The sequence below is a fragment of the Mesorhizobium sp. M1406 genome, assembly GCF_040317555.1.
Taxonomy (GTDB): domain Bacteria; phylum Pseudomonadota; class Alphaproteobacteria; order Rhizobiales; family Rhizobiaceae; genus Mesorhizobium.
The window spans coordinates 33,455-47,582 of record NZ_JAMYKW010000042.1 but is presented as its reverse complement, the minus strand read 5'-3'; the positions used below and the strand labels follow the sequence as shown (position 1 = coordinate 47,582).

Annotated in this window: 12 protein-coding genes and 1 pseudogene; 6 read left to right on the top strand and 7 right to left on the bottom strand. The window is 58.1% G+C overall.

Features of this window, described 5'->3' with window-relative positions:
* Positions 1-768, top strand: a 768-nt coding sequence (locus NKH03_RS25815) for a zinc-binding alcohol dehydrogenase family protein (RefSeq protein ID WP_352971409.1), incomplete at its 5' end; no start/stop codon positions are given.
* Between the two features lie 174 nt (positions 769-942).
* Positions 943-1,380 carry a GlcG/HbpS family heme-binding protein gene (locus tag NKH03_RS25810; RefSeq protein ID WP_352869820.1) on the top strand — a complete coding sequence of 146 codons (438 nt, stop codon included), beginning with the start codon at positions 943-945 and terminating at the stop codon, positions 1,378-1,380.
* 87 nt (positions 1,381-1,467) lie between these two features.
* Here the strand turns inward: NKH03_RS25810 and NKH03_RS25805 are convergent.
* Positions 1,468-1,826, bottom strand: a pseudogene (locus tag NKH03_RS25805) (alpha/beta fold hydrolase); the annotation flags it as partial.
* Positions 1,827-2,244: 418 nt separating this feature from the next.
* On the opposite strand from NKH03_RS25805, the gene NKH03_RS25800 reads away from it, so the two are divergent.
* A complete protein-coding gene (locus tag NKH03_RS25800) occupies positions 2,245-2,469 on the top strand; it encodes a DUF680 domain-containing protein (protein ID WP_352869821.1) in 225 nt (74 codons plus the stop codon).
* 107 nt (positions 2,470-2,576) lie between these two features.
* On the opposite strand, the gene NKH03_RS25795 is transcribed toward NKH03_RS25800, so the two are convergent.
* The 4 genes from NKH03_RS25795 to NKH03_RS25780 all read right to left on the bottom strand — a co-directional run bounded on the left by NKH03_RS25795 (position 2,577) and on the right by NKH03_RS25780 (position 7,642).
* Positions 2,577-2,801 carry an MBL fold metallo-hydrolase gene (locus NKH03_RS25795; protein ID WP_352971407.1) on the bottom strand — a complete coding sequence of 75 codons (225 nt, stop codon included), beginning with the start codon at positions 2,799-2,801 and terminating at the stop codon, positions 2,577-2,579.
* Positions 2,802-2,819: 18 nt separating this feature from the next.
* On the bottom strand, positions 2,820-3,401 hold the full coding sequence (locus NKH03_RS25790) for an SDR family NAD(P)-dependent oxidoreductase (RefSeq protein WP_352869823.1): 582 nt from the start codon (positions 3,399-3,401) through the stop codon (positions 2,820-2,822).
* A 122-nt stretch (positions 3,402-3,523) separates the two neighbouring features.
* Entirely contained in the window at positions 3,524-4,534 is a 1,011-nt protein-coding gene (tehA, locus tag NKH03_RS25785; RefSeq protein WP_352869824.1) for a dicarboxylate transporter/tellurite-resistance protein TehA, read from the bottom strand.
* A gap of 633 nt (positions 4,535-5,167) precedes the next feature.
* Positions 5,168-7,642: an MFS transporter gene (locus tag NKH03_RS25780; protein WP_352869826.1), complete on the bottom strand. Its 2,475-nt coding sequence runs from the start codon at positions 7,640-7,642 to the stop codon at positions 5,168-5,170.
* 281 nt (positions 7,643-7,923) lie between these two features.
* Between NKH03_RS25780 and NKH03_RS25775 the strand changes: the two genes are divergently transcribed.
* Positions 7,924-8,574, top strand: a complete 651-nt coding sequence (locus NKH03_RS25775) for a response regulator transcription factor (protein ID WP_352876592.1) — start codon at positions 7,924-7,926, stop codon at positions 8,572-8,574.
* Between the two features lie 205 nt (positions 8,575-8,779).
* Entirely contained in the window at positions 8,780-9,160 is a 381-nt protein-coding gene (locus NKH03_RS25770; protein WP_352869828.1) for a response regulator transcription factor, read from the top strand.
* A 174-nt stretch (positions 9,161-9,334) separates the two neighbouring features.
* Here NKH03_RS25770 and NKH03_RS25765 read toward each other — a convergent pair whose 3' ends face one another.
* Complete coding sequence (locus NKH03_RS25765; RefSeq protein WP_352869830.1) at positions 9,335-9,853, bottom strand: helix-turn-helix domain-containing protein; 519 nt, start codon at positions 9,851-9,853, stop codon at positions 9,335-9,337.
* 314 nt (positions 9,854-10,167) lie between these two features.
* On the opposite strand from NKH03_RS25765, the gene NKH03_RS25760 reads away from it, so the two are divergent.
* Positions 10,168-11,148 carry an alpha/beta fold hydrolase gene (locus tag NKH03_RS25760; RefSeq protein WP_352971405.1) on the top strand — a complete coding sequence of 327 codons (981 nt, stop codon included), beginning with the start codon at positions 10,168-10,170 and terminating at the stop codon, positions 11,146-11,148.
* 92 nt (positions 11,149-11,240) lie between these two features.
* Here NKH03_RS25760 and NKH03_RS25755 read toward each other — a convergent pair whose 3' ends face one another.
* The gene (locus NKH03_RS25755; RefSeq protein WP_352971403.1) at positions 11,241-13,967 is read right to left on the bottom strand and encodes an ATP-binding protein; all 2,727 of its coding nucleotides are present in this window, start codon (positions 13,965-13,967) and stop codon (positions 11,241-11,243) included.
* Positions 13,968-14,128: the final 161 nt, after the last annotated feature.

Genomic DNA, 14,128 nt, shown 5'->3' with positions numbered 1-14,128 from the left:
ATTGGCGACGAGGTCTTCTATGCGGGCTCGCTCATTCGTCCTGGCGCAAATAGCCAGTACCATCTCGTCGATGAACGGATCGTAGGGGGAAAACCTGCATCGGCCTCGAATGCCGAAGCGGCCGCGCTTCCGCTTACGGCGATCACAGCCTGGGAAATGCTGTTTGATCGTCTTGATATCCGCAAGCCCGTACCGGGCGCTGCGAACGCGATCGTGATCATTGGCGGCGCCGGCGGCGTCGGTTCGATCGCCATCCAGTTGGCGAGGGCGCTCACCAATGTGACCGTGATCGCAACCGCCTCGCGTCCTGAGACGCAAGCATGGGTCAAGGAACTGGGCGCCCATCATGTCGTGGATCACAGCAAACCAATCGCCGCTCAGGTTGCCGAGCTGGGTATTGGGTCACCTGCCTTCGTCTTCTCGACCACTGAGACGGATTATCACCTGAAGGAGATCATCGAGCTCATCGCCCCGCAAGGCCGGTTCGGACTGATCGACGATCCCAACAGTCTGGACATCGTTCCTTTCAAGCGGAAAGCTGTCTCGACGCATTGGGAGTTGATGTTTACGCGCTCGATCTACCAGACGGCAGACATGGACGAGCAGGGGAAGCTGTTGAACGAGGTTGCCGCACTGATCGACGCAGGCAAGATTCGAACGACGATTACGGAGACGCTTGCCCCCATCAACGCGGCCAATCTCAAGAAGGCACACGCTACGATCGAAAGCGGCAAGGCAAAGGGAAAGATCGTTCTCGAACATTTCTAAGCATTTGTTGAAAGGACCCGGTCAATCAGGGCCGGGCTCCTGACCGATCGGAGCCTGCTCCAGTTTTGGGGACCAAACTCTCCGGCTCACGGTCTAGCCACCTCGCAATTCGAGTGATTCCAGCCTTTCCAACTTTTGGTCGCGAATGGGCGACCGTTACAACAGGATCTTCCTATGCCGAAATTTAAACAGATCTCCCCCGTCATCCTCTCGCTCGACGTCGCTCGCTCCATCACCGAGCGTGCGATCGAAAAGATTGCTGACGTCGGGGTCCCCTACACAATCACCGTGTTGGATGGCGCCGGCAACCTCGTGCTCGCAACCCGGATGGACGGCGCTGCGCTGGCATCTATCGATACCTCAGCGTCCAAGGCGCTGACGGCAGTATTTTTTGGCGTATCCACGAAAGACCTTTGCCTCGCAGTCTCGAGCGGGCACCCCTTGGCGACGATCGAAACCTCCATTCCGAGAAAGCTCGCTTTTGTGGCTGGCGGCGTACCGATCCGCGATCCCAAACGGGTGGTGATTGGAGCTGTTGGCGCAGGCGGTGCATCCCCGAACGAGGATCATCTCGTAGCGGAATACGCGGTGGCCTCTTATTCGGTCGGGTGAAGCAGTGACGTCTAGATTCTTGAAGAAGCCGGAACTCATCCAGGGTTTCCGCCATATTGGCCATTACGATCAAGGTGGTCGGCCTGACGCGATGCAGATCACATAGACCAGCGCCTTTACGTTGGCATTGCCGTTGGCGGCCTCGGTGATGACAGGCCCGCCACAGGAATGCCCACCAGAACGACCGGCCCGGGGATCGACCGGAGAATGGCCGCGACCGCCGAGGCATCGCTGGCGACGCCGCGGAGCGGCTTGGCTGCGGCCTTGGCTACATAGCCGTCCCTGTTGAGTTTGATGATGACTTCATCCCAGCTCGACGACTCGGCGAAGGCGCCGTGCACCAGCACGACCGTCGGCTTGGCCTCTGGGCCGACCGGCTGCGCCATCGCGGTGCTCGATACGGCAAGTGCCGCTGCGAGCGCCAGCATCCTAGTAATGTTCGGCATTTGCTTTCTCCTTTTGCGGCCTTTCATGACCGATGCGCAGAAGAATGCGCCGACCCGGCGCGTCGACCTATTATGCGGAATGGTCAGTCAGACGATGCCAAGGTCCAGGGTAGGTCATCGCTGAGATCGGGTGACCGGTGGCATGCTGCGGCGGATGGCCGGAAGCGCTGGAATGGTGCCGGGGCCGCGGCCAATAAAGATCCACGCAAGCGGCTGCTTCCAAATACCAATTCGCCCGACGAATGTTCAGCGCAGCGGCAAGGCTGCCTCCCGTCAACAACATTGTCCCTGCCCTTCGGCTTGCATCGCCCAATGCCAACGTATGGGTCACACAGCCGGATCGTCCAATCGTCTCGGGGGAGCGAGGCTTTATAGCTGGATGGGTGAAGACCACCAAGATAACGATGGAGTTACTAAAATGAAAATGACAGCTCTTGCTGCCGCCGCTCTTGTTGTTACAGCAGGAAGCGCAATTGCCGGAAGCGACCACTATGGGTCCAACGAGGCCCAGCAGCCTGCAACTGCGTCTGACAACACGTATACCTCCTCGACCAAAAGAATGAACAACGATACCGGCATGCCGAAAACCGTACGCAAGCCTGTTTCCAACGACGAATATGGCCAAGGCATCTGGGGTCACTGATCCTGACCGACACAAAATTAAAGGGCCGGGGCGAGACCTCGGTCCTTCGGCGGTATCTGAGTTGCTTCCTTGAGAGGTGAACCAACTTCTCTTGCCAGCCGATTCCTCTAAAATAGGTGCCGCGCATTGGGAAAGGTCGGCTGCCAGCGGCAATCGACGAGCCTCGTGTTCCACCCGACGTGATCCACGTGCAGATGCGCGTGGAGGACGTAGTCAACCTCATCGGGGGCAACGCCGAATTTCGTGAGGCGCGAGAGATAAGGCGTGTTTAGATGGTTGAAATACGGTGCGTGCGGACAGATAAACCGGCAGCCTAGCTTCCACGACGGCAATGACCTGCGGGAAAAACCCTACAAGCTTTTTCGCATCAACATCGACGGCGGCCCTGTCGTTTTGAAAAAGCCAAAGGGGGAGCGATTTCCTGCACGGCGACCGACGTGTTCCGCGGCATGAAGCGTTGTGAAAGCGTATAGGAATGCAGGGTCGGCGGCGTTTGCGAGCGGAACGAAGCCAAGGATGGACGTGTTGTTGATGATCGTCGCTCGCGCCTGCTTCTTCAGGTGTTCGATGAGGGCAGAGGTCAAGCGGATCGGACCGAGCAGGTTCGTCATGATGACCTTCTCAGTCATCTTCTCGTCGATCTCGCTGCCGGCGTCGTCGAATGGCATGATTTCAGCGTTGTTGATCAATACATTCTGTGAGGGAAACTGAAGGATCAGCTGTTCCGTGACAGCCCGGATGCCGTGCGAGTTTCCCACATCAAGCTGCATCGTCTGGATTCCTGGGTTTGCCGCGGCGACCTCTTCGAGCAGCGCCCGTCGACGCCCGGCGATAACGACTTCGTTGCCAAGTTCGTGGAATGCTTCCGCCAAACCGCGTCCGATGCCCGACGCGCCAGCAGTAATCAAGATCGTGTTGTCCGTAAGTTTCACTGCCTTCTCCTTCGCTATTACATGAGGCCAGGGATCGGGAGGTATCCTGCTTGCAGGATCCCCCCGCGCGCTGGAGCCGCACACGATGGCTCCCGTTGACGCCGCGACGCGGCGGTCTGGACCTATCGCCCGATCGGCCGAAGGGGCAAAAGTTTCCCGGTGAACAGGAGCCGAAGAGAGAAGAGCGCCAATGCAAGCAATGCGAACGTAACCGCCGCGAGCGCCGGCATGGCCAAATACTCCAACAAGCCACGATCGCCCCGACAGACCATCCGGATGATGTCCGTCGCAAGGGCCGTGAGCCCGAACGAGAACGCCCAGTAAGAAGCATTGAGCGGTTGCTTAAGGACCCAGGGGAAAATCCTGATCATCAAAATGAGCTGCAGGAGCGCGTAACCCACCATTGCGTGAGCCAGCATGTCGGGTGTCCCGTCCGTCACACCGAGATAAGCGGCCGCACCGACAGCGGGAGGAGCGAGTTGGACCCCTATCGTCGGTCGAAGCGGCTCGGCCAACTCCGTCGTTGTCAACAGACGGTTCAACAGGACCGATTCGATTGCAAGCCATGAGAAGAATGCGGCGCCGAACGCGAGCTTTGCGAGATCGAGGTATCCCAAAGGTGCGCCCACTATCGCGACCACGTAGAAACCCGCGACGGAGGGCAGATATAGGACGGCGGTTGTCGTCGTCGCGTCGCGGCCGCCGTGCCACAGGGCGCCAGTCCTCCAAACTGAAAATCCTGCCGTCCAGATTGCGCCGGCCCAATAGAGAACATTTGCAGTTATGTCGGAATAGCGGGCGAGCACCAACCCCACCAGCATGGTCGAAACACCGATCAGACCGACGAAGCAACATTGCACGGGATGCCCAAGCTCCTGTTTGGCCTCGGCGGGAAACAGAACCCATTTGGTAGCAAAAAGCGCGATAAGCGCTACCCAGATGGCCGTCGCGACGAGGCCAATGACGTCTCCGATCGTCGATTGGAAATGCCAGAGTTCGCTGGCTGCTCGCCAAGCGTTGGCAAGACCGGCGGTTCCCAGCACGATCCCAAACATCGAAGCGGGAATTGCGGGCCCTAGGTGCGATTTCGTCGAATTCGTCGGTTCGATATTTTCAGAAGAAAGGGCGATCATCACAGCCTCCATTGTTCGATGTGAACTGGTAGCCAAATGACAAGGTCGATATTGTAAGATCCAGATGTTCGGATAACGACTTTCAGGATCATGAGCTCTTTCGACAAAACAAGTAGCTCCTCGATCGGTTTTGATCAGGTCTCGCGCGATCTGAAAACGCGATTGCACTTGAATCTATCTTCGAGGTCAGTACACGCACATTATCTATCATGTCGGAGCACACGATGGCGGCTATGCCTATCGCCTGGGGGGCATGCGGTCCGAGCCTTTCTCCCGACGATGATGCCGCTCTCTCGCTGCACCCGACGCGGCCAGGCGCCGGCAGTTGGGTTGTCGTGACACCCGGATCTCCTACCAATCGGCAGACGGAAAGTGCGCGACGAGCTCTCAAGCGGCGGCACGGGTGCGCAAGTGGTGAATGATTGAGCCACGCCTGGAAGAAGCTCAATCGTACAATCCGAAAGCGTGAGGCCTCTTCAGGATATAACCGTCGGGCCGCTTCAGGTCCCCCTTACTGAACCCCCGACCAGACGAAGGCGTCTCCGCCCCGCCTTCGGTCCAAGGCCGCGTCACGTCGGCCTTCAAGCGCGACCCTCGTCTCTCCTCCCAGCCTCGACGAGGGTCGCCCCTTTTTCAAACCGTGCCCAGATCGAAACCTTTCAGCGAAGCGGCCGTTGGAAAATCGACCTCGAATAATGCCCCGCCGCCTTCATGATTACGAACAGTCAGGGAACCTCCATGCGCTTCGGCAATGGTCTTGCAGATCGCAAGGCCCATACCCATTCCTTCGGCTTTGGTGGTGAAGAATGGGTTGAAGAGCTTTGAAAGGTTGTCCTCGCTAATACCGGTTCCATTGTCTTGGACCGAGATCTTGATGGTGTCACCTGCTGCGGTCGCAACTGAAATTTTGATTTCTCGCCGGATCGGATCTGTTGCGTGCATCGCATGCAGCCCGTTGGTAATCAGGTTGGCGAGCAGCTGCTGGATCTCGACACGATCCGCCGTTATGAACATGTCGTCCGAAGCTAAATCAACCGAAAGCCTTGCGGACATGGAACCAAGTTCCCGTTCCAGCAGGCCAGCGACATCACCTAGGACTTCCTTGATGTCGCAAATCTCCGGCTGTCGCTTCTGGCCTTTCAGCTGCTCCCGGGTCCGCTGGATAATCTGGCTGGCGCGCAAGGAATGTTGTACCACCCGCTCGGCCGCCGTCGAAGCTGCGGCGATGTCTGGCGGCGTCGCCTGAAGCCAGCGAATGCATGCCTGGGCAAACATGACGACCGCTCCGATCGGCTGGTTAACCTCATGAGCGATCGAGGCAGATATCGCCCCAACTGCTGCGGCCCGCCCGGCTCTGGCGAGCTCTCCTTGCGCGGCGTTCAAGGCCTCCTTGGCTTGCTCCCGCAAGGTTACATCGATCATGGCGCATGCCACGCGGTCGAACGCCTGCTGGTCATCCGGGAAGGCAAGGATGAAGAGTACGATGACCTCTCGTCCGTCGGCTCTGATGAGGCGGACCTCCCGTTCTAATCTTTCCGCGCCCGCATCGGCGGCGAATATCAGGTGGGGCAACAGATCACTTCCCGGTGGAAGGAAGCGGCTGATAGGCTCGAGTATGGCTTGGCGCGATCCACATCCGAGCAGCTCCACAGTCGCATCATTGACGTCGGTGAATCGGATCAATTTCGCGCAATCGGTGAAAAATCCCGAATACCTTTCTGCAAAAGCCGGGAGATCCATGACGCCTTTGTTTCTGATGCTTTCAAGGTACGCTCGCAGGTCGGCAAAATCCAGTTCGCACAGCGATACATGGGTCTGTTCGAAGATCGACCGATAGCGGCGTTCGCTGCGTTCCAGCGCGCTGACTGCTCGCCTGCGGGCGCTCGCGTCGAAGCCGATAAGGCTAAGTCCCCCCGTGATTGCAAGATAAAAGCCGACAGAGACGAGGCCGCTGCTATCGGCAAGTGCTTGCGCCACGATCGGAGAGAACGCTCCACCAATAATGCCCCCGATGTTGAATGCGAGGGACGTCCCTGAATATCGGATGCGCGCGGGAAATAAGCTCGGCAGCCAGGCCCCCAGTGGTCCGTTGACGAAGCCCATTACGGTGAGCGAAAACGCGAGATAGAAAAAAATAACCCACAATGAACCACCACCGAGCATGGGAGCGAGAAGCATGCTCGATGTAATGGTGCCGATGCAGCCAACGATAAGGATTCGTTCCGGATCAAAACGATCCGATAGCCAGCACGCCCCGACAATGGACGCGGCCATGAAAAAGATTGCCCCCAGTTCAATGATCAGAAGGTCAGAGCGGTCGATCCCGAGATTTGCTGTCCCATAACCCAGTGCGAACGCAGTGATCACGTAATACAGGGAGAAGCAGGCCACGACGCCGAGCGAGCCGATGACAACCTGCGTGAAATGGTCCTTGAGCACTTCAATGATTGGAACGCGGGCGGGCTTCGCTTCGGCGATCGCGGCTGCGAATTCGGGCGTTTCGACGAGATTGAAACGAACCCAAAGCCCGATCCCGACCAATGGCGCGCTTGCGAGAAAGGGTACACGCCAACCCCAGTCGAGAAACTGCTCGGGCGTGAGCAGCAGCGTTAGAGCGAGGAATAACCCATTTGCAAGGACGAAGCCGATCGGGGCGCCCAGCGGAGCAAACATGGCAAAACGCGCTTTCCAGCCAGGAGGGGCGTTCTCCAAAGCCAGCAGAACCGCTCCTGTCCATTCCCCACCCAGTGCCAATCCCTGCCCGAAGCGGAGGACGCACAGAAGCGCGGGGGCCAGCCAGCCAGCTACCGCATAGGTTGGCAAAAGGCCGATCGCTGCTGTCGACGCGCCCATCAGCGACAAGGCCGCAACCAACGTTGCCTTGCGTCCAATTCGATCGCCGAAGTGACCAAAAACCGCCCCTCCCATTGGCCGGGCTAGGAAGGCTATCCCGAAACTTGCATATGCACCTAGGAGTTCGGCCGCAGGAACGGTGGCGGGGAAGAACAGCGGGCCGAATACAAGGCTCGCTGCCGTCGCATAGATGTAGAAGTCATAGAACTCGACCGATGTGCCGATCAGACTGGATAGAAGGACGCGGAACGTCATGGGCCCGTTCAAAGCGCCGGGGCGGGTGTCACTCTTTGCTCTGATGATGTCTGAAGGCATTGCGACGGATCGTTATCTTTACTGCTTTGCGGGAATTTTCCGCGGACTTTCCTGTAGCCGAGGAGGGCCGCCAGCTTGGCCCGGGTGTTGATAGCCCCGTTTTCATTTGGGAATTTGTACGATCCGGCACTGGCGTGCCGGGGCATTATTGGCATCAATGTAGGAAAGGGTTAGCGCTCGCGCTGATCGAGCTCGCCGGTGCACTACCGCGTGGGGATTTGATGCAGAAGGTAATGGCGGAACGCATGGCAGCTGCCGCAAAAGATACGCCACTGGTGGTCATCGTCGATGACGACGATGGGATGCGCGAAAGCGTGGCGGAGATCCTGCGCTCGGTAGGCACTGAAACCATAGGCTTCGGGTCGACCGCAGATCTTTTGGCCTCGTCGTTGCCAGATCGCCCGGGCTGCATGGTTCTAGACGTTCGGTTACCGGGGTCTAGCGGGCTGGAGCTGCAGGCAAAGCTCGCTGCTATGGGTAACAGGATGCCCATCATCTTCATGACCGGCTACGGCGATGTGCCGATGACGGTGAGGGCGATGAAGGCAGGCGCCCTCGATTTCCTCATGAAACCATTTCGCGATCAGGAAATCCTCGATGCGGTCTCGCTGGCAATAGATCAGGACCGCACCAGGCGGGCGGAATCCTCCGCATCAGCTGAAATCGCGGAACTGGCGGCCGGACTCACCCCCCGGGAGCATGAGGTGATGGACGCGGTCGTTGCCGGACTGTTCAACAAGCAGATCGCGCACCAGCTGGGTATCACCGAAATCACCGTGAAAATTCACCGCAGCAGGGTCATGCGGAAAATGAAGTCCATCTCCGTGGCAGATCTGGTGCGCAAGGCAGAGCACCTCAAGGCTGCGGTCTGACCATCGAGTAACGCGGTCGGTCGGCTCTCCCTTCCGTCAGCGCTTCAACAAGCGAACGTCGGTCTGATCGCCTACTCGGATTGGATCGAAACGTCATGGAAGCATCCTCTGGTTTAATTACGTGAAGAAGCCGGCCCGCGTATTTGAGAGGATGCGTCCTGGCGGCTATTCTTACCAAGCCCGCCGGACGAGGAAGGACGTAACGGTGTCTGGCGGCAAGAGATCAGTAGCGATCGTCGATGACGATGAAGGGTTGCTCGAGGCGACGTCGGGTTTCCTTGAATCCATGGGTTATCGCGCCATACCATTCAGCTCCGGCCGCGAGTTCCTTGACTCAGGGCTGGTCGAAGAGGTTTCTGTCCTTCTTACCGACGTCAATATGCCGGGGATCACAGGTCTCGAGCTCCAGAAGATTGTGCGCACGCTTCGCCCTGCGATTACGATTGTCATGATGACGGCTTTGCAGGACGAGAACATTCGGCGCAAAGCTATGGCGGGTGGAGCGCGAGAACTCCTGCACAAACCGGTCCTTGCGGATGCATTGATCCGCTGCCTTGAAGACGCCTACGGCGGCCCAGAAACTTGATAGTCTGATTGCAGGAGCCGCCGGGCGTTTCGCGTAGGGCGGCTGGCTGTCCTTGGATTCTTTTGTCTTACTTGGACGGGCATGTGCAGCGGCGTCGGCTCGGTCATGAACGAAGCACGGCCCATCGCCGTTCGGTCGGCGATGGGCCTTGAGGTGGGGCGAGCCCGGGCTGACTCAGTGAACCGTGCGGACCGACGGTGCGATTGCCGTCTCGCGATTGGGCCCGCGCCAGCGGTTTGGCGAGGTACCGAAGGTTTTCTTGAAAACTTTGCAGAAGTGGGCCTGGTCGGTCATTCCACAATCGAGAGCGATCTGGCTGAGTGACGTACTGGTGCCGATCATCAGTTCCTTGGCATAGCTCATCCGGCGCAACAAGATATATCCATATGGTGGCTGACCGAATGTCAGTCTGAAGGCGCGGGAAAAGTGACTGATGCTCAATCGGACAAGCTCGGCCAGCTGCTCAATGCGGATGGTCAAAGACAGGTTCTCCTCGATAAAGGCAACGACCTTCTTGCGTTGCCAAGGAGCCAGGCCGCCCCGATTGACGACATTCCCCACCGTGTTGGGGAAATAGGCCGGTGCATCCTGCTGCGCGGGCACGATTGCCGCGATTTCGAGGCTGTCGGGAGTGCCGACCGAAGTAGCGTTGTCTAGAATTCGGCGTGACGCGATGTTTGCTTGGGCATTCATTTTGGAACCTCTTTGGCTTGTCGTGAATGCGCCGAAGGTGCCGAATGCCTGCCGATTTGACGATTGAACTCAGGTTCGCCCAGAATTAAACCATAGGATGATGTCTCGCATCACATGACGTTATCTTCCACTATCGCCTGCCAAATACCAAGCATACCCTCCGGCTGCCTTCGCCGTGCCTTGGCCTGTCGAGGGGAGGGGCCCATCAACTTGCGCCGAAAGATACAATAAGCGCGGACGTCAGCCTTTTAGTCTGCCTCCCATCGTGACGGTCGCGGGTTTCCGCCAACCGAGCGACGACAAAGGAGTCGGAGATGAACCGCAACCATTCTTTCGAACTTTCGCGCAGGCAGACCCTGCTTGCGGGAGCAACCCTGTCGCTTGCAATGGCCAGCCCGGTCTTTGCCGCGACCAAAACCTCCTCCTCAGACCACAAGCAAGGATCATTCCCAATGACCGATTCATTCGTTAAGACCAAGGACGGCGTCGATATCTTCTACAAGGATTGGGGTCCGAAGGACGCTCAGCCAATCGTCTTCCATCATGGCTGGCCGCTTTCATCCGACGATTGGGACGCACAGATGCTGTTCTTCGTCAAGAATGGCTACCGCGTCGTCGCACATGACCGTCGCGGCCACGGCAGATCTCAGCAGGTCAGCGATGGTCACGATATGGACCACTACGCTGCAGACGCCTGGGCTGTCGTCGAACATCTCAATTTGCGAAATGCCGTTCATATCGGGCACTCGACCGGCGGCGGCGAAGTCGCGCGTTACGTTGCAAAGTACGGTCAGCCGAATGGACGCGTCGCCAAGGCTGTCCTCGTGAGTGCGGTCCCGCCGCTGATGGTTAAGACTGCCTCCAATCCCGGCGGCACTCCGATTGAGGTCTTTGACGGCTTCCGTTCGGCGCTCGCCGCCAATCGAGCACAGTTCTTCCTCGATGTTGCGTCTGGACCGTTCTATGGCTTCAACCGGCCGGACGCTAAGGTTTATCCGGGCGTTGTGCAGAATTGGTGGCGCCAGGGGATGATCGGAAGCGCCAAGGCACATTACGACGGTGTCAAGGCGTTCTCCGAGACCGATCAAACGGAAGACCTAAAGAAGATTACCATTCCGACACTCGTTCTGCACGGTGACGACGACCAGGTCGTTCCAATCGACGACGCGGGACGCCTGTCCGTCAAATTGGTCAAGAACGGAACGCTGAAGGTTTATTCTGGCTACCCGCACGGCATGTTAACGACGCAAGCAGATGTCATCAATCCGGATCTCCTTGCGTTCGTGAAGAGCTAAGCGTCAGCAGCCGGATAGAGAATGGGCTCGGCATGTTTGCATGCCGGGCTCCGTGGTACTGCGGTCGCCGCGATGGGGCAACAACGGGTTGGCTATGCGGCAAGAACCTGCGCGGCCGCGGTGTACTCCAAAGCAGGCGGGGCCTGCGGAAAGGCGGCGAGGATCTGTTCGAGTGTCCGTCGCGCTTCGCCGCGCTCTGGTCCCGTCTCGAGTTCGACGAGTGATGTAGCACAACGCAGCTGCCACAGTAGTGCCTTCTGTTGGTAGGCGAGTTCGAGACCCCGTTTGATCCAGTTTCGGCCGTCGCCTCCGCTGCGCGCCGAAAGCTCGCCCTTTAGCCGAAAGAGTTCCGCCTTGCACCATCCTGCCTCGCCAGAAATGGCAAGGTCGAGAAGCTGTTGCGGGGCGCGACCGCCGGCGACGACGACGGTGTTCTCCAGTCGCGGTCCATGAGCACCCTTCAGGAGATCACGGATTACGTCATCAGCGTCCTTTGTGGGGGACCTTCCAAAGCCTAAGAGTTCATAACTTTCAGCCCACTCCTTCCACCGAAATAGCGAGTTGGTCTCAGACACGTGCTGCAGGCGATCGAGATATTTACGAGAAAGGTTCGTGTGGCCCATGCAATGGTACATCGGCACGGCTCCTACCGAGAGCACTAGGCACGATGAAACGCCATGATTTATTTCGGCAGCCTCTCCGAGGAGCTCGTCGAGAATCGCGAGGGCTCTATCAGTGGAACCCATAATCCATGCCGTCTTCGCCATGACCATAAGCGCAAGATGCCTTTGGCTAAAGTGTACGCCGCTTGTGCGGGTACCTTTCCTGAGAGCACCGTTTGCGTCTATGGCCTCGAGGGCAAACCGCACAGCGTCGTCATTCCGGCCCATATAATGGGAGTTATGAGCTGCGATGCGAACGATCGTCGAGCGAGCCGGCAGTCCCAACTCCTTGTCGACTTTCCATGTGAGCTTATCGGCGGCCTCATACCGACCCTGTACGATCAGAATGGCACAGATGCCACTATAGGCCCGCACAGCTTGAGCGGGCTCGCCGACGAGTTCTGCCGCTTTTGCCGCGAGCTCAAACTGTTGGATGGAGTCATCGTCGCCTTGGACGCTGTGAAGATTATAGGAGATTGCCCCGTACGCGGTGCGCAACTTCGCTTCGGCAACCGGATCCTGTCCAATTTTCGCAAGTTTCTCGATTGCCTGCTGGACCACCAGGAACTGCTCACCCATAAGCCCGAGCTGGGTCCAGAGGAGGTCAGAGTTGGACGCCAGATCGACGAAGAGTTGATGCTCGGCTGCTGAATCAGCCCACTTCAAACCCGCTCGCAGGTCGTCAATGAGACTTCCGTGCGTTGCCAGCCACTCATGTGTCGTCTGTTTGTCCCAATCCTGCTCGGTTGCAGGCAATTGACCAAGGACAAACCGTGCATGTGTCCCCCGGACGTCTTCGGCATAGGTCGTCTCGTTCAGTTTGACACCAGCATACTCTTTGGTCGTCTCAAGCAGCTTGAGCTGACCGCCAGCCTCACGCTGCGATATCAGCGACTTAGCAAGCAAACCGGTCAGCGCGTCGTCGAAAGCCTCCGGCCCAAGAAAGTCTCTGGAGATTGCGGTGGCGGCGTTGTAGCTGAAAGCGCGGGCAAAACTCGAAAGCAGCATCAAAAGCTGCTTTTCGTCCTCGGACAGGTAGCTGTAACTCCAATCAAGAGTTGCTCTTAGCGTCTGCTGTCGCGGAGGAGCTGTGCGGCGTCCCCGACGCAAAACCGTCAGTGGACTGTCTAGTGACTGCAACAAAGCGGAGATTCCGAGGTCGACGATTCTCGCTGCGGCCAGTTCGATGGCTAGGGGGATCCCGTCCAGTTTGCGAACGATCGTTGCGATGTTCGAAAGATCTCCTGGACTGTTTGTCCACGAGTCGCCCATGGACAGAGACGCGCGTTCAAGAAACAGCTCGACGGCCGGGAACTTGGTGAGAAACGCTTCCGCTTCGATCTCACTTGGCATTTCTAGCGGCCCAAGCCGCCTGACGGTCTCTGATTGTATGCGAAGCGGCTCGCGGCTTGTTGCAATGATTTGGGCCTTCGGCACCCTGCGGGTTAGCTCTTCGATGACGTTTGCTGCCTCATCGACAAGGTGTTCGCAATTGTCAAAGAAAAGTAGGACCCTTTGTCCGCCGATCGCCTTGATGATGCCCGGAAGAGGGCTGTCGCCGTAGGACGTGAGCCCGAACTGCGAGGCCAGAGATAGCGCGATGCGACCCTCTCCGGCGAGAGCGCCCAGATCGACAAATACTATCTTCTCAAAGTCGCCCGCCGCCTCTTGGACAATCAAGGAAGCGACGGTCGTCTTGCCGATGCCACCTGGGCCAACGATTGTTAGCACACCTTTGTCGAGGACGGCCAGACAACTCTCGACGAACCCGCGTCGGCCAATCACGTTCATGGCGAACGCTGGCAAGCCGGCCAAGTCTGCGCGCCGGGGGTTTTTCGGGTCGACCCCGCGCTCTTCGACGTTAACCTCGAAGATATAGCCCTGATTGGCAACGTGCCTGAGGAAGGGACATGGTGAGCCGAGGCCTAGTGCCTTGCGAAGCGAAGCCATATGCACCCGCAACGCGCCTTCGGATACGGTAGTGTTTGGCCAGACTTCTCGAATGAGATCTTCTTTCGCAATCACCTGGTTTGCTCGCAAGACAAGCGCCGTGAGCAGGTCAAAGGCCCGAGATCCTAGCCGGATCAACGCTCCGTCTTTGAGAAGTCGGCGTTGTTGAATGTCGAGCTCGAATTCAGCAAATCGAAGAATTATCAACTCCACTGCTACCTTCGTATGTCTTCGGCGCCATCGCGTGGTGCGTTTCGAGATGATGCCTGCTCTGCTCAAACGAACGAGGAAACAGGACCGGGTGAAGCCTCACGGCTATCAGTATTACCCCTTTCAGGAAAGCTACACTCGTGTACAGGGTCACATCC

Coding starts and splice junctions, on each gene's coding strand:
- NKH03_RS25810 (WP_352869820.1), top strand. CDS start 943: ATGCCGAAATTTAAACAGATCTCCCCCGTCATCCTCTCGCTCGACGTC.
- NKH03_RS25800 (WP_352869821.1), top strand. CDS start 2,245: ATGAAAATGACAGCTCTTGCTGCCGCCGCTCTTGTTGTTACAGCAGGA.
- tehA (WP_352869824.1), bottom strand. CDS start 4,534: ATGATCGCCCTTTCTTCTGAAAATATCGAACCGACGAATTCGACGAAA.
- NKH03_RS25780 (WP_352869826.1), bottom strand. CDS start 7,642: ATGACGTTCCGCGTCCTTCTATCCAGTCTGATCGGCACATCGGTCGAG.
- NKH03_RS25775 (WP_352876592.1), top strand. CDS start 7,924: ATGCAGAAGGTAATGGCGGAACGCATGGCAGCTGCCGCAAAAGATACG.
- NKH03_RS25765 (WP_352869830.1), bottom strand. CDS start 9,853: ATGAATGCCCAAGCAAACATCGCGTCACGCCGAATTCTAGACAACGCT.
- NKH03_RS25760 (WP_352971405.1), top strand. CDS start 10,168: ATGAACCGCAACCATTCTTTCGAACTTTCGCGCAGGCAGACCCTGCTT.